General features: G+C 63.6%; 17 protein-coding genes. 8 read left to right on the plus strand and 9 right to left on the minus strand.

What is annotated here, in order from left to right; translation table 11 throughout:
* Positions 1–1,368, minus strand: a 1,368-nt coding sequence (locus tag Q0S16_RS23540; protein ID WP_295853934.1) for a malate synthase G, incomplete at its 3' end; no start/stop codon positions are given.
* 291 nt (positions 1,369–1,659) lie between these two features.
* On the opposite strand from Q0S16_RS23540, the gene mnmE reads away from it, so the two are divergent.
* The 5 genes from mnmE (at position 1,660) to Q0S16_RS23565 (ending at position 8,162) form a co-directional block, all read left to right on the plus strand.
* Entirely contained in the window at positions 1,660–3,009 is a 1,350-nt protein-coding gene (gene mnmE / locus Q0S16_RS23545) for a tRNA uridine-5-carboxymethylaminomethyl(34) synthesis GTPase MnmE (RefSeq protein WP_295853936.1), read from the plus strand.
* Between the two features lie 113 nt (positions 3,010–3,122).
* Entirely contained in the window at positions 3,123–4,997 is a 1,875-nt protein-coding gene (gene mnmG / locus Q0S16_RS23550) for a tRNA uridine-5-carboxymethylaminomethyl(34) synthesis enzyme MnmG (protein WP_295853940.1), read from the plus strand.
* A 529-nt stretch (positions 4,998–5,526) separates the two neighbouring features.
* Positions 5,527–6,243, plus strand: a complete 717-nt coding sequence (gene rsmG, locus Q0S16_RS23555) for a 16S rRNA (guanine(527)-N(7))-methyltransferase RsmG (protein WP_295853943.1) — start codon at positions 5,527–5,529, stop codon at positions 6,241–6,243.
* Positions 6,240–7,091 (plus strand): ParA family protein, encoded by an 852-nt coding sequence (locus Q0S16_RS23560; protein WP_295853945.1) that lies wholly within the window; start codon positions 6,240–6,242, stop codon positions 7,089–7,091. Before rsmG ends, Q0S16_RS23560 begins: the two co-directional genes overlap by 4 nt.
* Positions 7,092–7,271: 180 nt before the next feature.
* A complete protein-coding gene (locus tag Q0S16_RS23565) occupies positions 7,272–8,162 on the plus strand; it encodes a ParB/RepB/Spo0J family partition protein (RefSeq protein WP_295853948.1) in 891 nt (296 codons plus the stop codon).
* Between the two features lie 145 nt (positions 8,163–8,307).
* Here the strand turns inward: Q0S16_RS23565 and holA are convergent, their stop codons facing one another.
* The 4 genes from holA to Q0S16_RS23585 all read right to left on the minus strand — a co-directional run bounded on the left by holA (position 8,308) and on the right by Q0S16_RS23585 (position 14,430).
* Positions 8,308–9,336 (minus strand): DNA polymerase III subunit delta, encoded by a 1,029-nt coding sequence (holA, locus tag Q0S16_RS23570; protein ID WP_295853951.1) that lies wholly within the window; start codon positions 9,334–9,336, stop codon positions 8,308–8,310.
* 10 nt (positions 9,337–9,346) lie between these two features.
* Positions 9,347–9,931: an LPS assembly lipoprotein LptE gene (locus Q0S16_RS23575; protein WP_295853954.1), complete on the minus strand. Its 585-nt coding sequence runs from the start codon at positions 9,929–9,931 to the stop codon at positions 9,347–9,349.
* Complete coding sequence (gene leuS / locus Q0S16_RS23580) at positions 9,918–12,527, minus strand: leucine--tRNA ligase (RefSeq protein ID WP_295853957.1); 2,610 nt, start codon at positions 12,525–12,527, stop codon at positions 9,918–9,920. The genes Q0S16_RS23575 and leuS overlap by 14 nt, the downstream gene beginning before the upstream one ends.
* Before the next feature lie 202 nt (positions 12,528–12,729).
* Positions 12,730–14,430: a diguanylate cyclase gene (locus Q0S16_RS23585; protein WP_295853960.1), complete on the minus strand. Its 1,701-nt coding sequence runs from the start codon at positions 14,428–14,430 to the stop codon at positions 12,730–12,732.
* A 162-nt stretch (positions 14,431–14,592) separates the two neighbouring features.
* On the opposite strand from Q0S16_RS23585, the gene Q0S16_RS23590 reads away from it, so the two are divergent.
* Positions 14,593–15,234 carry a YggS family pyridoxal phosphate-dependent enzyme gene (locus tag Q0S16_RS23590; RefSeq protein ID WP_295853981.1) on the plus strand — a complete coding sequence of 214 codons (642 nt, stop codon included), beginning with the start codon at positions 14,593–14,595 and terminating at the stop codon, positions 15,232–15,234.
* Between the two features lie 8 nt (positions 15,235–15,242).
* On the opposite strand, the gene Q0S16_RS23595 is transcribed toward Q0S16_RS23590, so the two are convergent.
* Positions 15,243–15,812 carry a L,D-transpeptidase family protein gene (locus Q0S16_RS23595; protein WP_295853962.1) on the minus strand — a complete coding sequence of 190 codons (570 nt, stop codon included), beginning with the start codon at positions 15,810–15,812 and terminating at the stop codon, positions 15,243–15,245.
* A gap of 192 nt (positions 15,813–16,004) precedes the next feature.
* Between Q0S16_RS23595 and Q0S16_RS23600 the strand changes: the two genes are divergently transcribed.
* Positions 16,005–16,691, plus strand: a complete 687-nt coding sequence (locus Q0S16_RS23600) for a response regulator transcription factor (protein WP_295853966.1) — start codon at positions 16,005–16,007, stop codon at positions 16,689–16,691.
* A gap of 69 nt (positions 16,692–16,760) precedes the next feature.
* Positions 16,761–17,210, plus strand: a complete 450-nt coding sequence (locus Q0S16_RS23605) for a Crp/Fnr family transcriptional regulator (RefSeq protein ID WP_295853968.1) — start codon at positions 16,761–16,763, stop codon at positions 17,208–17,210.
* 56 nt (positions 17,211–17,266) lie between these two features.
* Here the strand turns inward: Q0S16_RS23605 and Q0S16_RS23610 are convergent, their stop codons facing one another.
* The 3 genes from Q0S16_RS23610 to Q0S16_RS23620 all read right to left on the minus strand — a co-directional run.
* Entirely contained in the window at positions 17,267–18,082 is an 816-nt protein-coding gene (locus Q0S16_RS23610; protein WP_295853971.1) for an exodeoxyribonuclease III, read from the minus strand.
* A gap of 199 nt (positions 18,083–18,281) precedes the next feature.
* Positions 18,282–19,133: an outer membrane lipoprotein carrier protein LolA gene (locus Q0S16_RS23615; protein WP_295853974.1), complete on the minus strand. Its 852-nt coding sequence runs from the start codon at positions 19,131–19,133 to the stop codon at positions 18,282–18,284.
* A 185-nt stretch (positions 19,134–19,318) separates the two neighbouring features.
* A partial coding sequence (locus tag Q0S16_RS23620) for an FtsK/SpoIIIE domain-containing protein (RefSeq protein ID WP_295853977.1) occupies positions 19,319–20,506 on the minus strand: 1,188 nt, incomplete at its 5' end.

Below are 20,506 nucleotides of genomic sequence, written 5' to 3' on the forward strand. Positions count from 1 at the left end.
GTCGAGGAAGCCGGTGTTGATGAACGCCACGCGCTCGCGCGCCGCGTGGATGCAGGCAGCGAGGTTGATCGTGGTGCGGCGTTCCTCGTCCATGATGCCGACCTTGATGGTGTTGACCGGCAGCGACAGCATTTTTTCGACCTGCGCGAAGGTCTCGCAGGTCAGCGCCACTTCGTCGGGACCGTGCATCTTCGGCTTGACGATATAGGCCGAGCCGGTTCGGCTGTTGCGCAGGCCGGTGGACTTCAGATCGTGGATCGCCAGCAGGCCGGCGACGGCGGCATCGAGCAGGCCCTCGGGAATTTCCTCGCCGGCTGAGTCCAGCACCGCGTCGGTGAACATGTGATGGCCGACGGCGCGCATCAGCAGCAGGCTGCGGCCGTGCAAGGTCAGCTCATTGCCCGCGACGGTCTTGTAGGTGCGGTCGGGGTTGAGCGCGCGGGTCAGCGTCTTGCCGCCCTTCTCGAAATCGGCCGACAGCGTGCCGTTCATCAGACCGAGGATGTTGCGATAGACCAGCACCTTGTCGTCGGCGTCCACGGTGGCGACGCTGTCTTCCATGTCGAGAATGGTGGAGACGGCGGATTCGATGATCATGTCGGCGACGCCGGCGGAATCATCCTTGCCGATGATGTGGGCGCGGTCGATCACCACTTCGATGTGCAGGCCGTTATTGACCAGCAGCACCGAATTCGGCGCGGCGAAATCGCCGAGATAGCCGGCAAGCTGCGATTCATGCTTCAGCGCGGTCATGTTGCCGCTCTTCAGCTTCACCGAGAGCTGGCCGGCGATGATGCTGTAGGCGGTGACGTCGGTATGGCTGCCGGTGGCCAGCGGCACGGCCTGGTCGAGGAAGGCTTTGGCCTTCGCAATCACCCGGTCGCCGCGTGGCTTGTTATAGCCCTTGCCACCGTCGGTCGGCTCATGCGCGACCGCGTCGGTGCCATACAACGCGTCATATAGCGAGCCCCAGCGGGCATTGGCGGCGTTCAGCGCATAACGCGCATTGGTCAGCGGCACCACCAGCTGCGGCCCGCAGATCTGGCCGATCTCGATATCGACATTGGCGGTCTCGACGGGTTTGGTGGCGGGCTCCGGGAGGAGGTAGCCGATCTCCTTCAGGAACGCGGTATAGGCTTCCATGTCGAAGGCGCCCTTGTTGGCACGATGCCAGGCGTCGATCCTGTCCTGCAGCGTATCGCGGAATTTCAGCAATTCGCGGTTCTTCGGCCCAAGATCCCCAACGATCCCGGCAAGACCGGCCCAGAACGCGTCCGGCTCGATGCCGGTTCCGGGGGTGGCTTCCTTGGCGATGAAGTCAAACAGGACGGGAGCGATCTTCAAACCGTGGGCATCGATAGGTTTCATCTGGGATCTCTCGCGAAAGGCGGCAATTTGGCTCTGTTTTCAGGAAAGTGGCGCTCAATCATGCCACGCGGCGTCATTCGTCATTTAACGCGAAACGGCAGTGACTGAGAAGGGCCTGTCTTCTTCCTTCTCCCCTTGTGGGAGAAGGTGGCTTCGCGAAGCGAAGACGGATGAGGGGTAGCCGCGAGGTTCCGAGCGCGCGACACCCCTCACCCGTCTCGACCGCTTCTCGGTCGATCCACCCTCTCCCACAAGGGGAGAGGCAAGGAAAAAAGAGCAGCACGACAAACAATGCATCCACGCGACCAGACCATTTTCGCGCTGTCATCCGGCCGACCGCCGACCGCCATTGCCATCGTGCGCGTCTCGGGACCGCGAGCCGGTGACGTTCTCTCAGCGCTGACCAACAAGCCGCTGCGTCCACGGATCGCGACACGCGCGCTGCTTGCCGACGCCGCCGGAGAGCCGATCGACGATGCGGTGACGCTGTGGTTTCCCGCACCGGCCAGTGCGACCGGCGAGGACGTCGCCGAATTTCACATCCATGGTGGACGCGCGGTGCTCGCAGCCCTGGTCGCCACCCTGTCCAAATTTGAAAATGTCCGGGCCGCCGAAGCCGGCGAGTTCACCCGGCGCGGTTTCGAGAACGGCAAGCTCGACCTCACCGAAGCCGAAGGTCTCGACGATCTGATCCACGCCGACACCGAGCGACAGCGCCGCCAGGCGTTGCGCCAGTTGAACGGCCTGCTCGGCGATCATGCGCGGGACTGGCGCCGGCAGATCATCGAGGCCTCGGCCCTGATCGAGGCCGGCATCGATTTCTCCGACGAGGGCGATGTGCCCGCCGAACTGATCGAGCCAGCGCTGGCACGGATCCGGGTGCTGTTGCGCGAGATCGAGAAGGTTCTTGCCGTGGAGGGGCGCAGCGAACGGCTCCGCGACGGGTTGGTGGTCGCGATCACCGGGCCTCCGAATGTGGGCAAGTCCACGCTCATCAATGCGTTGGCACGGCGCGAAGTGGCGATCGTGTCGCCGCATGCCGGCACCACCCGTGACATCATCGAACTGCACCTCGACCTCGATGGCTATCCGGTCACGGTGATCGATACCGCCGGGCTGCGCGAGGCAATCGATCCGGTGGAGCAGGAGGGGGTGCGTCGTGCCAGGACCCGGGCGGCGGAAGCGGATCTGCGGCTCTGGCTGGTCGATGCCCAAGCCGGAGGTGATGGCGAGCAGGGACTTCGCGACTGGATGGCCGAGACGAAGGACGGCTTCTGGGTAGTCCGCAACAAGGTCGATGACGGCGTCGATCCCGGCGCCAGTCGATCCGCCACCGGCTTTCCGTGTCATTCGATCTCGGCGGCAAACGGCAACGGCGTGCCAGAGCTGATCTCGGCGCTGGCCGGGTTTGCTGCCGCGCATTTTGCCGATGAGAGCTCGCTGATCAGCCGGGTCCGCCACCGCGAATTGTTGCGCGAGACCGCCGACGCGCTGGGTCGCGCAGTTGAGTTGCCGGAGCAATCGGAACTGATCGCGGAAGATTTGCGGGTCGCGGCGCTTCGGTTGGGTCAGTTGCTGGGCCGGGTCGATGTCGAGGATGTTCTTGACGTCATCTTCAGGGATTTCTGCATAGGGAAGTGAGCCGGTCTGTTTCACGTGAAACAGATGCCCGGTGGAATTCGAATGTTTCACGTGAAACACTCGCAAAATTCTGACTTCCCGGCTTTGTCGCGCCACGCTAAACCTTGCGGATCATGAAAACTGCATTCGACGTGATTGTTATCGGGGGAGGCCATGCCGGCTGCGAAGCCGCATCGGCCGCAGCCCGCATGGGCGCCCGCACCGCGCTGGTGACCCACCGATTTGCCACCATCGGGGCGATGTCGTGCAATCCGGCGATCGGCGGGCTGGGCAAGGGACATCTGGTCCGCGAGGTCGACGCGCTGGACGGTTTGATGGGGCAGGTGGCGGATGCGTCCGGCATCCAGTTCAGGATGCTGAACCTCAAAAAGGGTCCGGCGGTTCGCGGCCCGCGTACCCAGGCGGATCGCAAGCTCTACGCCGCTGCGATGCAGGCCGCGATTGTCGCCACTGAGAATCTCACGGTGATCGAAGCCGAGGCCGACGATCTGTTGACGGCCCATGGCCGGGTGACCGGCATCCGGCTTGGCGATGGCCGCGAATTGTCGGCGGGCTCCGTGGTCATCACCACCGGCACCTTTTTGCGCGGGCTGATCCGTCTCGGTGAGACGAGCTGGCCTGCTGGCCGGGTCGATGAGGCGCCGGCGCTTGGACTGTCGAACTCGTTCGAGCGGGTGGGTTTTACCCTGGGCCGGCTCAAGACCGGGACGCCGCCGCGGCTCGATGGCACCACCATCGACTGGGGCGCGGTCGAGATGCAGCCTGGCGACAATCCGCCGGAGCCGTTCTCGGTGATGACCGACCGGATCACGGTGCGGCAGATCGAATGCGGCATCACCCGCACCACCCCGGCGACGCACGACGTCATCCGCGCCAATGTGCATCGCTCGCCGATGTATTCCGGCCAGATCAAGAGCTCCGGGCCGCGCTATTGCCCGTCGATCGAGGACAAGATCGTCCGCTTCGGCGACCGCGATGGCCACCAGATCTTTCTCGAGCCGGAAGGCCTCGATGACAACACGGTCTATCCCAACGGTATTTCGACCTCGTTGCCGGAAGGGGTGCAGCTCGCGATCCTGGCGACCATTCCGGGGCTCGAACAGGTCAGGATGATCCGGCCGGGCTATGCGATCGAATACGACCACGTCGATCCGCGCGAACTCGATCCGACGCTGCAGGCCAGGCGAATGCCGGGCCTGTTCCTGGCCGGGCAGATCAACGGCACCACCGGCTATGAAGAGGCAGCGGCGCAGGGCGTGGTCGCCGGGCTGAACGCGGCGCTGGCGGCCAGTAGCGGCGAGATGATCGTGTTCGATCGCGCCGATGGCTATCTCGGCGTGATGATCGACGATCTCGTCACCAAGGGGATCACCGAGCCCTACCGGATGTTTACCTCGCGGGCCGAATATCGTCTGACCCTGCGCGCCGACAATGCCGACCAGCGGTTGACCGACAAGGGCCTGGCACTGGGCTGTGTCGGCGCGGCCCGCGCCGGCCGCCATCGCTCCAAAATGGCCGCGCTGGAAACCGGTAAGGCGATGGCGCGCGCGCTGTCGATCACCCCGAACGAAGCCGGCAAGCATGGCCTGTCGCTGAACCATGATGGCCAGCGCCGCACCGCCTTTGAGCTTCTGGCCTATCCGGAGATCGGCTGGTCGGAGATCGCAGCGATCTGGCCGGAGCTGTCGGTCATTGATCCAGCCATCGCCAAGCATATCGAGATCGACGCCAAATATGATGTCTATCTGAAGCGCCAGACCGCGGACCTCGACGCCTTTCGACGCGACGAGGGTTTGATCCTGACCGATATCGATTTTGACATTGTGCCGGGGCTTTCCAATGAAGCCCGCGTCAGGCTGGGCAAGGCGCGGCCGCGAACGGTCGGGCAGGCGGGTCGTCTCGACGGCATCACGCCGGCGGCGCTGGCGATCTTGGCGGCCTACATCAGACGCGAAGCCCGCAAGCCGAACCGGGCTGTGGCGAGCTGATTCGTTTCACGTGAAACAGCGTGTCATGCCGGGATGCTATCGGACCGCTAAGCCGGCTGAATGCAGACCCGGAATCCCGAAATTGCCGAATAGCCCCGTCATTGCGAGGAGCCCTCGCGACGAAGCAATCCATTTCTCGCCGAGCTTGTGGCTCTGGATTGCCGCGTCGCTTCGCTTCTAGGAAGAAAGGGCACTTGTCCCGGACGCGGCGCAATGCGCCTCCGCAGGAGGTGTCATGCGCCGCGGAGCCGGGACCGCCAGAAACGCGGTCGCCTGACGCGGTCCCGGCTCTGCGGAGCGGCATAAGGATGCCGCACCGCGTCCGGGACACGAACCCTATCTTTCATGTCTCAGGATCGGCCAAAAAAGGCCGGTGCCGAACTCGCAATGACGGCGGATGGGACACTGGTTCATCTATAGGTCATCACGCGCCAGGTGGTCGCTGATCTGACATTTGCGAGAAGCGAATCATGGATAAAATTCATAGATCGGCGTATGACTTCGTCATCGCATTCAATTGCAGATTCCCATGGCCCAACGCTCGCAAAAACCTGCCCCCGCGCCCAGCCTCGATGGCGACAAGGCGGCCGCGCTGAAGCTGACGCCTGTTTCACGTGAAACAGAAGCGCGGCTGGATCGCTATGTCGAGCTGTTCGTGCAGTGGCAGGCCAAGACCAATCTGATCTCGCCGTCCACGCTGCCCAATTTGTGGACCCGGCATATTTCCGACTCGCTGCAGTTGATGAGCCTGGCGCCGTCAGCGAAGGTCTGGCTGGACTTCGGCAGCGGCGGCGGCTTCCCCGGGGTGGTGCTGGCCTGCGCGCTGGCGGAGATCGATGGCGGCCATGTGCATCTGGTCGAGCGCAATGCCAAGAAGGCGGCCTTCCTGCGCGAAGCCGTGCGGGTAACGCAAGCGGCAGGGACCGTGCATCTCGCCGACATTGGGGATAGCGTGGAAAGATATCCGGCGGGGATCGATTGTATCACTGCCCGCGCGGTGGCTCCGCTACACCAGCTTATCGGTTTTGCAGAACCCTTGATGAAGACAGGAACAAAAGCCTTGTTCCTTAAGGGTCAAGATGTAGATGCAGAATTGACCGAAGCTACCAGATATTGGAAGCTAAAGCCGCGCCTTCACGCCAGCCTTACCGGCGGACAAGGCTGGATTGTCGAGCTCGATACGATCGAGCGACAGGACCAGTCCGCCCCAGCACCTGCTCCTTCAACCCATGGCCCACGCGCATGACCGTCATTGACGAACATTTTCAGGATGTGACCGGAGCGCTCAGCGGCCATCCGCGAATTCTGGCGCTCGCCAACCAGAAGGGCGGCGTCGGCAAGACCACCACCGCGATCAACCTTGGCACCGCGCTGGCGGCGATCGGCGAGCGCGTGCTGATCGTCGATCTCGATCCGCAGGGCAACGCGTCCACCGGGCTCGGCATCGATCGCCGCCACCGCAATTGCTCGACCTATGACGTGTTGATCGGCGAGGCGCCGATGCGCGACGCGGTGGTCGTCACCGCCGTGCCGCGGCTTCATATCGCCGCCTCGACCATGGATCTGTCCGGCCTCGAACTCGAACTCGGCGCCACCCGCGACCGCGCCTTCCGGCTGCGCAACGCGCTGGCCGAGCTCAACACCAATATCGCGCCGGACACCGACTACACCTATGTGCTGATCGATTGCCCGCCGTCGCTCAATTTGCTGACGGTGAATGCGATGGCCGCGGCGGATGCGATCCTGGTGCCGCTGCAGTGTGAATTCTTCGCGCTCGAAGGCCTGTCGCAATTGCTGCAGACGGTGGAGCAGGTGCGCTCGACGCTGAACCCGAACCTGTCGATCCACGGCATCGTGCTGACGATGTTCGATGCCCGCAACAATCTGTCGAACCAGGTCGTCGCCGACGTCCGCCAGTTCATGGGCAGCAAGGTCTATGAGACCATGATCCCGCGCAATGTGCGGATCTCGGAAGCGCCGAGCTATGGCAAGCCGGTGCTGGTCTACGACCTGAAATGCGCTGGCTCCGAGGCCTATCTCAAACTGGCCACCGAAGTGATCCAGCGCGAGCGCGAGCTGCGCAGCGGGCATTGAATGCCCTCGCAATCGTCATTGCGAGGAGCGAAGCGACGCGGCAATCCAGAAGGCCATAGGGCAAGACGGGATTGCTTCGTCGCAAGGGCTCCTCGCAATGACGATCGATGCCAGTGAGCGAGTCGATCCGACATAAATATCCGACGCGGCGTATCGCGAGTGAGTTCGAGGGAGATGGTCATGGCCGATGAAGCACGTTCGCGATTGGGCCGGGGGCTGGCAAGTCTGATCGGCGACATGGGGGGCGAGGCCGCCCAGGTCGAGCGACCACGCGCGCAGCGCAAGGTGCCGATCGAATTCCTCAAGGCCAATCCGCGCAATCCGCGCCGGACCTTTTCGGATGCCGAGCTCGGCGAACTTGCCGACTCGATCCGGCAGCACGGCGTGATCCAGCCGATCGTGGTGCGGCCGGTGAAGGGCACCCATGATCGCTTCGAGATCATCGCCGGCGAACGCCGCTGGCGTGCGTCGCAGATCGCCGGCCTGCACGAAGTGCCGATCGTGCCGATCGATGTCAGCGATAGCGACGCCATGGAAATCGCCATCATCGAGAACGTGCAGCGCGAGGACCTCAACGCCATCGAGGAAGCGCAGGGCTATCACGCGCTCGCCACCGCCTTCAAACGCAGCCAGGAAGAGATCGCCAAGATCGTCGGCAAGAGCCGCAGCCATGTCGCCAACATGATGCGGCTGTCGAAACTGCCGGACGACGTGCAGGGGCTGATCTCGTCGGGGCAATTGTCGAACGGCCATGCCCGCGCGCTGATCAGCCTGCCGGACCCCTCCGCGGCTGCCAAGCGAATCGTCGCCGAAGGTCTCAACGTGCGGCAGACCGAGGCGCTGGCCCATGAAGAGGGCGTCCCGGAACGGGCGCCGCAGAAGCCGCGTGCCGGCGCCTCCGCCAAGGCGGCAAAGGACGCCGACACGATCGCGCTGGAAAAGCGCGTCAGCGACGCGCTCGGCCTCAAGGTTGTTGTCGAGCACCGCGATCCCGGCGGCGTGGTGCAGATCAAGTACCGTGATCTCGATCAGCTCGACGAAATCATCAAGAAGCTGGAAATGGATTTGTAGTACCAACCGTTCCCCGGACGCTGCCCAATACGTCGCGTAGCGACGTGGTGCGCCGCAGATCCGGGGTCCCGGTTTGTAAGGAAGTTACCGGGATCCCGGACGGGCAGCGGCATGAAGGATGCCGCTGCCCGTCCGGGACACGAGTCTAGCCCCTTCGTCTCGCATTGACGGCAATCGCCATCAGCGCGCGCTGCGCGATGACCGGGCCGAGCACGTTCTGCTTGCGCACGTCGAGCGCTGCGACCGCGAGCTGCTCGATCACCGCCGTCAGCCGTGCCGTCGAGAAATTTCGCAACGCCGCTTCCACCGCGCCCTTGCGGGAAAAATGCAGCCGCAGAAACCCGCTTTCCACCGCCGCGGAGGCGGGCACGCCGTCGGCTACCGCGAGGCTGGCCTTGTGCAGCAGCGCGGCCTGGCGCTGCGCGGCCATCATGATCATGCCGGGATAGGTGCCGGCGACCATCGCCTTGGTGAATTCGGTCTCGACCGCCGCGGCATTGCCGGCGAAGGCGCCATCGACGATCGGGTCGATCTTCAATTCGGACGCGTCGGCGACCACCGCCATCACATCGTCGAGCGTGACTTCGCCCGTGCCATGCGCGTACAGCGTCAGCTTGCGCAGCTCATTGCGCGAGGCCTGGCGGTCGCCGCCAAGCAGCGCCATCAGCGACGCCCGCGCATCCGGGGCGATCCGCAGGTTGGAGGCCCGCAATTCCTCATCCATCAGCCGGGCAAGGTCGCGCTCGCCGTCCGGATAGCAGGCAATCGCCACCGCCGTCTTGGCGCGCTCGCAGGCCTTGCGCAGCGGCGATTCCGGCCGCAGCTCGCCGGCCTCGATGATGATCCGGCAATCCTTGAGGGCGGATGCGGCCAGCGTATCGATGCCGCTGGCAAAGCTCTTCGAGCCGGCGCGGACGCGAATCGCGCGGCGTCCGCCGAACATCGGGATGGTCATGGCTTCCTCGACCAGCCGCGACGGTTCCGCGGCGAGCTCGTCGCCATCCATCCGCACCATCGAGAACGGGTCGTTGGGGTCGTCGACGGCGGATTTCACCAGCGCGTCGGCGCGCTCGCGAACCAGTCCGGCATCGGCGCCGTAGAGCAGGATGATGGGCCGCCCGGCATCAGGCCGGGCGAGGAAAGCGTCAATGTCTTTTCCGCGAAGGGCGACCACGCGAGGTCGCTCAGGTGCCGGAGAAGAAGAACGACGCCAGCCGGGTGTTGATGTTCTCGGCGATCTCGGCGGCGGCGCGGTCCTCGGCGTCGCGATAGGCGCGGGCGCGGGCGAAGCGCTGGAAGCCCGGAATGTCGTAGGTGACACGCGCGAAGGTGTTGCCGATCAAGACCTGCTTGCCGGTGGCGATCTCGATCAGCCCGTAGGTGGCGTCGATGCCGTAATTCTCGGATGTCGGCAGCGCGGTGTTGGGATCGACGATCAGCGAGGTGCGGCTCGGGTTGAAGCGCAGCATCAGCCGGTAGGTCGGTGGCAGGCCGGTGGCGCTGCCATACATCTTGAACATCAGCGCGTTGCGAATCGCGACGCCGACGCGGGCCTGCGGCGAGGCGCTGGGGTAGGCGAGCGGGGGCACTTCGACGCCGGCCAGCTTTTCGCGCAGGCCGGGCGCGCCATCGCTGCGCTCGGCATACATCGGCTGGAAGCAGCCGGCGGTCAGCGCCGCAAGGGCGGCGACGGCGAACAGCCGGGCGACGATGCGCGGGCTAACCCGAGAGGTGGCCCAAGAGCTGGCGCGAGACCTAGCCGACGACATTCACGATCCTTTGCGGCACAATAATCAACTTGCGGACGGGCTTGCCGTCCAGGGCCTGTTTTACTGTATCGAGTGCCAAAACGGCAGCCTCAATTTCCGAATTTGGCGCATCTCTGGCGACTGTGACTTCTCCGCGCTTCTTGCCATTGACCTGCACCGGAAGCGTCATGGTGTCTTCAACCAGCAAATTGGGCTCGATTTGCGGCCAATGCGCCTCCGAAACCATGCCGTTCTGACCGAGCACGCCCCAGCATTCCTCCGCCAGATGCGGCATCATTGGCGCGAACAGCTGCACCAGGATAATCGAGGCCTCGTGCAACGCCCAGCACATGTCGGGTGTCGGTGTGCCCGGACGCGCCAGTGCTTCACCCAGCGCGTTGGAAAATTCGCGAATGTGGGCGAGGCAGACGTTGAAATGCAGCTTCTCGATCTCGCTGGACACTTTCGCGAGCGCGCCATGGCTGGCCTTGCGCAAAGCCAGCGCGTCGGCGCCAAACCCGGCGGGTCGTGAAGCGGGCGCCGTCTTGCCGTGCTCGGCTGATTCGTTGACCTGCCGCCACAGCCGCTGCACGAATCGCGAAGCGCCCTTGACGCCTTCCTCGCTCCAGATCACGTCGCGGTCCGGCGGCGAATCCGACAGCATGAACCAGCGCGCGGTGTCGGCACCGTAGGTGCCCATGATGTCGTCGGGATCGACCGTGTTGCGCTTCGATTTCGACATCTTCTCGATGGCGCCGATCGCGACCGCCGAACCGTCGTCCAGCATGGTCGCGCGGCGGCCATCGCCGTCGCCAACAATGTTGATTTCAGCCGGCGAAGCAAAGGTGCCGTCTTCTTTCCTGTAGGTCTCGTGCACCACCATGCCCTGGGTGAACATGCCGGCGAACGGCTCGTCGAAATCGACGTGGCCGGTCGCCTTCATCGCCCGGGTGAAGAAGCGGCTGTACAGCAAATGCAGGATCGCATGCTCGACGCCGCCAATATACTGGTCTACCGGCATCATCCGGTTGACCACGTCCGGCGTGGTCGGCGCGTCGACGTTCCACGGGTCGGTGAAGCGCGAAAAATACCATGACGAGTCGACGAAGGTGTCCATGGTGTCGGTTTCGCGCCGCGCCGGTGCGCCGCATTGCGGGCAGGGCACATGCTTCCACGCCGCATGACGATCGAGCGGATTGCCGGGGCGATCGAACTCGATATCCTCCGGCAGCTCGACCGGCAGGTTCTTGATCGGCACCGGGACGGTACCGCAGACCTCGCAATGGATGATCGGGATCGGGCAGCCCCAGTAGCGCTGCCGCGAAATGCCCCAGTCGCGCAGGCGGAAGTTGATCTCGCGCTTGCCCCAGCCGTCGCGCACGAAAATCTCGAGCGACTGCTTCATGGCTTCTTCGCAGGTCATCACGCCGGGCTCGCCGACCCAGCGGACATATTGCACGGTGTCAGTCTTGCCAGGCACGAAGGCGATGTCCTGAACGCGCTCGTCGCTGCCGACCGGCACGAACACGTCGAGCACGGGCAAATCATATTTGCGGGCGAAGTCGAGATCGCGCTGGTCATGCGCCGGGCAGCCGATGATGGCGCCGGTGCCGTAATCCATCAGCACGAAATTGGCGATGTACAGCGGCAGTGTCCAGGAGGCGTCCGCCGGATGCGTGACCTTGATGCCGGTGTCGAAGCCGAGTTTTTCCGCGGTATCGATCTCGGCCTGCGAGGTGCCCATGTGGCGGCATTTTTCGTTGAACGCCGCGACCTCGGGATTGCTCTCCGCCAACGCTTTAGCCAGCGGGTGATCGGGCGAGATCGCCGCGAAGGTCGGGCCGTACATGGTGTCGGGCCGGGTGGTGAACACCGGCAGCGTGTCGAATCCAGTGGGCGCGCCGACCAGACCGAAATCGAAACGCAACCCTTCCGACTTGCCGATCCAGTTGCGCTGCATGGTGCGGACCTTGTCGGGCCAGCGGTCCAGCGTATCCAGCGCCGACAACAGTTCGTCGGAATATTTGCTGATCTTGAAGAACCACTGCGTCAACTCGCGCTGCTCGACCTCGGCGCCGGAACGCCAGCCGCGGCCATCGATCACCTGCTCATTGGCGAGCACGGTCATGTCGACCGGATCCCAGTTCACCTTCGACTGCTTGCGCTCGACCAGTCCCGCCGCCAGGAAGTCGAGGAACATGCGCTGCTGATGCTTGTAATAAGCGGGGTCGCAGGTCGCGAATTCACGCGCCCAGTCCAGCGACAGGCCCATCGATTTCAGCTGCTTCTTCATCGAAGCGATGTTTTCGTAGGTCCAGGTCTTGGGATGCACCTTGTTGGCCATCGCGGCGTTTTCCGCGGGCATGCCAAAGGCGTCCCAGCCCATCGGGTGCAGCACGTTCTTGCCCTGCGCGCGCTGGAAGCGCGCCACCACATCGCCCATGGTATAGTTGCGGACATGGCCCATATGGATGCGGCCCGACGGATACGGGAACATCTCGAGCACGTAATATTTCGGCCGGGGATCGGAATTCTTGGTGGCGAAAATCGCCAGCTCATCCCACTGGCGCTGCCAGCGCGGTTCGGTCTCGCGGGCGTTGTAGCGTTCGTTGATCATGCGATTTGGCAGTCTGTTCCGGGGCTTAAGGCGCGCGACTAGGCCACGAAAGAGTGCACGGGGTCAATGGTTTGCGGGTCCGGAGCGTCATTCCCGGACGCGCTTGCCGTGTCCGAGCCTGCCGGGTGCGACTACGGACTCCGGGTCTGGTCGGGGTCATTTCCGGGCTGCGGTTGGCCACCGCTGCCGCGGCATCGCGATTTCACCCCGTCAACGACACCATCGAGGTCCCGAACGCTCGGACAAAGCCGTGCTCGATCACCATGTTGCGGCCGCGCCGTTTGGCGGCATACAGCGCGGCATCGGCGGCCTCGATCAAGTCCCTCGACTGTTCGAGTTCGGCCGGCGTCACCACGGCCACGCCGATACTCGCCGTCACCTGCTGGTAGGCGCTGGTGGCGTGCGGTATTGCGAGACTCCAGATGGCATCCCGAACCAGCTCGCCGACCTGCATCGCCCGCGCGGCCTCGGCGTTCGGCAACAACAGGCAGAACTCCTCGCCGCCGTAGCGGCCGGCGAAACCGGCATTCCGGGTGGCGAGATCTGCCAGCGCCTCTCCGACCCGTGCCAGACAGACGTCGCCCGCCGGATGGCCGTAGGTGTCGTTGAACATCTTGAAGTGGTCGACATCGATCATCAGCAGCGTCAGGCCCTCGCCGGATTGCTGGGCCTTCAGCCATTCGAAATCGAGCCGGCTCTGGAAGCCCCGGCGGTTGGCGAGGCCGGACAGCATGTCGATCGAGGCCAGCACGGTTAGCTGCTCATTGCTGGCGCGCAGCTCGCGCTCGCGACCTCGCAACCGTGCGGCCATGCCGTAAAACGCCTTGGCCAGCGGAATGAACTCGGCGGGCAGACGGTTGCGCGCCATCCGCGCCGACCAGTCGCCGCGACCGAAATGTTGCGCCATCGTCGCCATCATCTCGATCGGCTTGATGATCAGGCGCTCCGCCACCACCAGCGCGCCAAGCAGCGCGAACAGGCAGAGAAAGCGGAGCTGCAGATAAGCGGTGCGGATATCGCGATCCGCTGACGCAGCCACGCGCGCCTCGTCGATGCTCACCAACAGCTGCGCGCCGGTGCCGGAAATGGCGGCGTAGGAAATCATACGCGGGCTGCCGTCACTGGCCGCGAAGGACAGTGACCCGGCCAGGCGATCGGAATTGGCCGCATGCGCCGCGATGGCCCGCAGTATCGCAGGGTCGTCGATCAACCGCCCGATCATGGCGGTCTGCCCGGGCGGCGCCGCGAGCACGGTTCCTGCGGGATCAACCAGCACGGCCGATACGCCGGGCCGGTTGCCCAGATTGCTCATGATCCTGGAAATCCAGCCGAGATTGATCGCGGCCAGGATCACCGCGTCGTCGGCATTGTTGATACCCGGGGCGAGATAGGCCGCCATTACCGTCGGCTGGTTGGTCATGCGGCTGAACAGATAGTCGCTGACGACGAATTCGCCGCTTTCAAGCGCCTTCCTGAAATAGGGTCGGTTGCCGAAATTCAGCCCGCTCTCGACCGCTTCGGGCCATGTCGAGCACATCGCCGTGCCGTCCCTGGCAGCCACCGTCAGGCTCCGGATCCAGGGCATATCGCCGCGCAGGCTGGCGCGCATGATGGCGCAGCTGCGGTCGACATGGGCGGCGGATGTATAGATGTAGGCCGACGACTTCAGCACCGCTTCCACGGACGCGAACACTTCGCGCTGGGCGTTCGAGCTGTGTTCGGCAACGCTGGCGAAATCGCGGGCGGCGAGCTCGACCTGTTGTGACCGCGAATATTCCAGCGAGCGGATGCGTTCGGCCATCAACGGCCCGACCAGGATAAGGGCGAGAAGGACAAGCCTTGCACGGATGCCGAGCAATCCCATCAGTCTGGCTTTGTTGCGGTTGAAGCGGATGCGTGACATCTTTAACCCCTGAACCCCGCCTACATACGTAGTCCAAAGGGTTCAAAAACCCTTTCCCGGATTCGATAAACTTTGACTGACATGACGAAAGTTCGCGCCTTGGTTGAAAATAATGCAGCGCAGAATCCCGCGGGATTAACGCCTTCTTTACCGACGGATGGACTGGCCGCGGTCGAGTATGATGTGTTCCGTGCTTGCAACGAGGCGCGTCGGGACCGCGATTCCGTGACGCTGATTGCCGTCTCCAAGACCTTCGAGGCAGACGCCATCCAGCCTGTTATCCTTGCTGGCCAGCGCGCATTCGGCGAAAACCGGGTTCAGGAGGCGAAATCCAAATGGCCGGCGCTGATCGCGGCTCAACCCGCGATTGCGCTGCATCTGATCGGACCATTGCAGTCCAACAAGGCCCGGGAAGCGGTGGCATTGTTTAACGCCATCCACTCGGTCGACCGCCCCAGCATTTGCGAAGCGTTAAGCAAGGAAATGGTTTCGCAGAACCGGTCACCCGAGCTGTTCGTGCAGCTCAACACCGGCGAGGAACCGCAAAAAGCGGGGGTGGCGCCTGGCGACGCCGATGATTTCATCGCCCGGTGCCGCGAGACCTATGGGCTGACGATCTCCGGCTTGATGTGCATTCCGCCGGTCGATGATGCGCCGGCGCCGCATTTTGCCCTGACCGCCAAAATTGCCGCGCGGAACGGGTTGACGGGACTGTCGATGGGCATGAGCGCGGACTTCGCCATCGCCATCCAGTTCGGCGCCACCCATGTGCGGGTTGGCTCGGCGATTTTCGGACGGCGCTGAGCGCCGTTCTACCCAATCACGATCTTCGTCCGCGGTCCGATACGCGCCAGCAATCGCAGCATCGCCGGTTGGGTCATTGCGACGCAACCGGCCGTCGGGGCAAAATTGGGGCGTGCCAGATGCAGGAACACGGCGCTGCCGCGACCGGCGATCCGTGGCCGGGTATTGTGGTCGATCTCGATGATGAAATCGTAGAGGTGGTCGTCACGGCGCAGCCGGTCCGCGTCTATTCCCGCACCCAGCCGGACTGGCTGGTTGTAATGGCGGTCATCGGGGTCTTCGCACCAGCCGTCCAAGGATGTGATCGAGCGGACCGGAAGCTGCGTGCGGGGCCGGGGATTTCGGTCCGCCCGCCACCACAGCCGCAGCGGGCGAAACGTGCCCCGCGGGGTCCCGCCGTCGCCTTCGCGCTTGTCCGCCTTGATTCCGCCGCGACCAAGCGCGACCGGTATGGGGTGCTGGTCGGCTATCAACCATCCCCGCAGCCGATCCCCGGCCGACGCACGTATCCGGATCACCGACACTGGTCGATCACGCAAGCTTGTTTGATAAGTGTCTGAAATACCGAGACTTCCCATGCTTATCGCGGACTCCGCCTTGCGCTGTTCACTGCAAATGATCTATTCCGCACTGCAAACTACAATAGCCGAAAACACAGCTGTTTTTGCGTTACACTACGCGTGATCTCAAATCCCACACGCGTTATGGCGAATACCATTCAGCTCGACGGCCTGCTTCCCCCCGCAATCGCCGTCCAAAGGATTGTCGCAATGCCCAATGCCCGCAAAATTCTGATCGTGGATGACGACACCGATCTGCGCGAGGCGCTGGTCGAGCAATTGTCCCTGCATGAAGAATTTGAAGCCTCCGCAGTCGATACCGGCGCCAAGGGCGCACTGGCGGCGAAGGCGAATTCGCCGGATCTGGTCTTGATGGATGTCGGGCTGCCCGACACCGATGGCCGCGAAGTGGTGCGCAGCCTGCGCAAGAGCGGGTTCAAGGCGCCGATCATCATGCTGACCGGGCATGATACCGACTCCGATACCATTCTGGGTCTGGAATCCGGCGCCAACGACTATGTCGCCAAACCCTTCCGTTTCGCGGTTCTGCTGGCACGCATCCGCGCGCAGCTGCGCCAGCACGAGGCCTCCGAAGACGCCGTCTTCACCGTCGGCCCCTACAGTTTCCGCCCCGGCTCAAAGATGCTGACCGGCGCCAATGCGAAGAAAGTCCGGCTCACCGAAAAGGAAACCGCGATCCTGCGTTTCCTCTACCGGGCCGGGCAGCTGTCGGTATCGCGCGAGACGCTGTTACAGGAAGTCTGGGGCTACAATTCCGGGGTCACAACCCATACGCTGGAGACCCACATCTACCGGCTGCGCCAGAAGGTCGAGAAGGATGCCGCTAATCCCGAGATACTGGTAACGGAAGCCGGTGGCTACAAGCTGGTGCCGTGATACGGTTCCACGGCCGATTCGCCGCTGGCGGAGCGGTTTTGTTCCCGCGTCACGATCCCTTGGTCCCGCATGTCGATCGATGATGATGTTGCCTTGCTCGAGCGCGTCCCGACATTGCGCCTGTTGGGCACCGCCGCGTTGCGCGTGCTGGCGATCGGGTCGGAGCAGCAGGAATTCGCGCGCGGTTCGGTGCTGTGCCGGTTCGGCGAAGACGCCGATTGCGGCTACATCGTTCAACGCGGCGCGTTTCGGATCAACGGCGATGACGGCAGCGATTACGAGGTGATCGCCGGCCCTGGCACGCTGATCGGAGAACTGGCGCTGCTGGTGCCAATGCCGAGGCCATCGACAGGGACAGCGATGGAATTATCCACGGTCATTCGCATCACGCGCGGCATGTTTCAACGCGTCCTCGACAGTGATCCGGCGGCGGCCCGCCGCCTGCGCGACGACATGGCGGCCCGGGTCAGCCAGCTCGCCAGCGATGTGGCGCTGGTCGGCTCAAAACTGAGTTTGTAGTTCGACGTCATCCGGGTCGGCAGCGCACTAACCCGGGATGACCAGGATGCGGCGAACTACAGTTCCAGCACGGTCGTTACGGGCACGTGGTCCGAGGGGCGTTCCCAGCCGCGCGCGTCGCGGGTCACGATGAAGTCGCGGATCGATTCCTTCAGCGCGGTCGACACCCAGATGTGATCCAGCCGGCGGCCGCGATTGGCCAGTGTCCAGTCGGCGGCGCGATAGCTCCACCATGTGTAGATCTTTTCCGACAGCGGAATACGTTCGCGTGCGACGTCGATCCAGCCGCCCTCGCTTTGCACGGCGAGCAACTTCTCGCACTCGATCGGCGTGTGCGAAACGACCTTGATCAATTGCTTGTGCGACCACACGTCATTTTCATGCGGCGCGACGTTGAGGTCGCCGACCAGGATATGGCGCGCATCGCCGCGCGGATGCAGCGGTTCACAGGCCTTCATTTCATCGAGAAACAATAGTTTGTGCGCGAATTTCGGATTTGCGATCGGGTCGGCGACGTCGCCGCCGGCGGGGACGTAGAAATTATGCACGATCAGCGGCGTCGCCATCCCGGCCGCTGCGCCGAACGCCACCGAGATGTGGCGCGAGTCGACATTGTCGCAGAACACCCGGACATCACTCGAATCGAATGGCAGTTTCGAAATGATGGCGACGCCGTGATAGCCCTTCTGGCCGTGGATCGCGATATGCTCGTAGCCGAGCTGCTTGAGACGTTTCAGCGGGAAAGCGTCGTCCGGCGTCTTGGTCTCCTGCAGGCACAGTACGTCGGGCTGCGTCTCTTCGAGAAATCTGGCCACGAGATCGATACGCAACCGCACCGAGTTGATATTCCAGGTCGTGAGTTTGAAGTGCATTGGCGATCCGGGCGAAGCGTTTCTTCCCCTCCTCCCTTATGGGAGAGGGTGGATCGACAGCTCTAGCGAAGCTTTGCTTCGCACGGGCGGTCGAGACGGGTAAGGGCGCCCCAAGCTGCGTGCGTGGTAACCTCTATCCGGCGCGGACTTCGTCCGCGCCACCTTCTCCCACAAGGGGAGAAGGGAAGAAAGAGCGTTGCTAGTTCGCGCTGCCACCGGGATATTTGGTGAAGTCGATCTTGAACATTCCGGGGTCGAGCTTCCTTGACGTATCCAGATTGTAGATCGCCACGGTCGTGTCATAGCCTTGCGGATCGGTGACCGTCCACTGCTTCAGCTGGTTGTCCTTGGCGCCGATCATGAGCATCAGCCGGCTGGTGCCGACCAGCGCGTTCTTCTCCTCGATGGTGACGGAGATGTAGAGTTCGTCGGCGGTAACGGCGACCACATTGGTGTCGCGCATCAGATCGATCCGGTCAGACAGCAGATAACGCAGCGGCGTCTGCGACAGCGGGTAGATGTCCTGGGTGGCCAGCTTGTTATCGCGCACGGCCAGCGAGGAGCCATCGGCGATCATCGCAATCGTGGTTGGTGCGTCATATTCAAAACGCACCTTGCCGGGCTTCTGGATATAGAAATCGCCCTTGGTCCGGCTGCCATCAGGGCCAACCTGGACGAAATTACCGGTGAGGGTGCTCAGCGAGGACAGATAGGCGCTGACCTTGCTGGCCTGCAGTTTCTGGTTGGCATCGAATGTCGCGAAGATGCTCGCGGGAACATTGCGGCGCGGGTCTGGGATCACCGGATTCGGCGCCGCGGAAGAGGGGGTCGCGGTGATGTTGCCCTGCGGTCGAAGCTGCGTATCCGACGCCGACATCTGCATGTTGCCGCTACGCGCCTTCGGCGCCGGCCGCGGTAACGGGATGGCTTGCGCGAAGGCCGTCGGAACCAGCAGGCTCGCGGCAAACACCACGGCAAGGCCCGTGGCACCGATACGCGCACGGCCGGGCGTCGAAGGCCGGGTATCGGCGAAATGGTTCGCGCGTCTCATCAAGGCGTCGTCCTGTTCGGCGGTCAAGGCCCATTTTACCGCGTTTTGCGCCAAAATAGGTATCGCTTTTGCGCCGCGGTCAGCGGCATTTCGCGCCGGCGGCGAGATAGAGGTCCGCGCTACCCCGGCGCTGTGGCGATTTCGCGACTCCCCGGCCAGATAGTCGTTCGACGGGGTCAGGCGCTTCAAAAGCCGCTTTCTTCTTCTTCGATCAGGATCTCGCGCTTGCCGGCGTGGTTCGGCTGCCCGACGATGCCTTCGTTCTCCATCCGCTCCATCAGCGAGGCCGCCTTGTTGTAGCCAATCTGCAACCGGCGCTGGATGTAGCTGGTCGAGGCCTTGCGATCGCGCTTCACGATCGCCACGGCCTGCGAGAACAGGTCGCTGGCGCCGCCACCTTCGGCACCCATGCCGGTGGCATCGAATACCGCGCCACCTTCTTCCTCGGTCGGCTCTTCCGCGGTCACCGCTTCGAGATATTCCGGCTGGCCCTGGCTCTTGAGATGCCGGACCACCTTTTCGACTTCCTCGTCGGACACGAACGGGCCGTGGACGCGGCTGATGCGCCCGCCACCCGCCATATAAAGCATGTCGCCGCGACCCAGCAGCTGTTCCGCGCCCATCTCGCCCAGGATGGTGCGGCTGTCGATCTTCGACGTCACCTGAAACGAGATACGGGTCGGGAAGTTCGCCTTGATGGTGCCGGTGATGACATCGACCGAGGGGCGTTGCGTCGCCAGGATCACATGCAGGCCGGCGGCGCGCGCCATCTGCGCCAGACGCTGTACCGCGCCTTCGATGTCCTTGCCGGCGACCATCATCAGGTCGGCCATTTCGTCGACGATGATGACGATGTAGGGCAACGGCTCGAGGTCGAGCTTCTCTTCCTCGTAGATCGCCTTGCCGGTCTCCTTGTCGAAGCCGGTGTGAACGGTACGCGTCAGTTCCTCGCCCTTGCCCTTGGCTTCGAGCAGGCGCTGGTTGTAGCCATCGATATTGCGGACACCGAGCTTGGCCATGCGCTTGTAGCGCTCTTCCATCTCGCGCACCGCCCATTTCAGCGCGACCACGGCCTTCTTCGGATCGGTGACGACCGGCGTCAGCAGATGTGGGATGCCGTCATAGACCGAGAGTTCGAGCATCTTCGGATCGACCATGATCAGCCGGCACTGGTCCGGCCGCAGCCGGTACACCAGGCTCAGAATCATGGTGTTGATGGCGACCGACTTGCCGGAGCCGGTGGTGCCGGCGATCAACAGATGCGGCATGCGCGCTAGGTCGGCGATCACCGGGCCGCCCGCGATGTCCTTGCCGAGGGCCAGGGGTATCTTGCCGGGGTGGCTCGCCCAGTCCGCGCTGCCCAGCAACTCGGC

Source organism: Tardiphaga sp. (assembly GCF_025356345.1).
GTDB lineage: Bacteria > Pseudomonadota > Alphaproteobacteria > Rhizobiales > Xanthobacteraceae > Tardiphaga.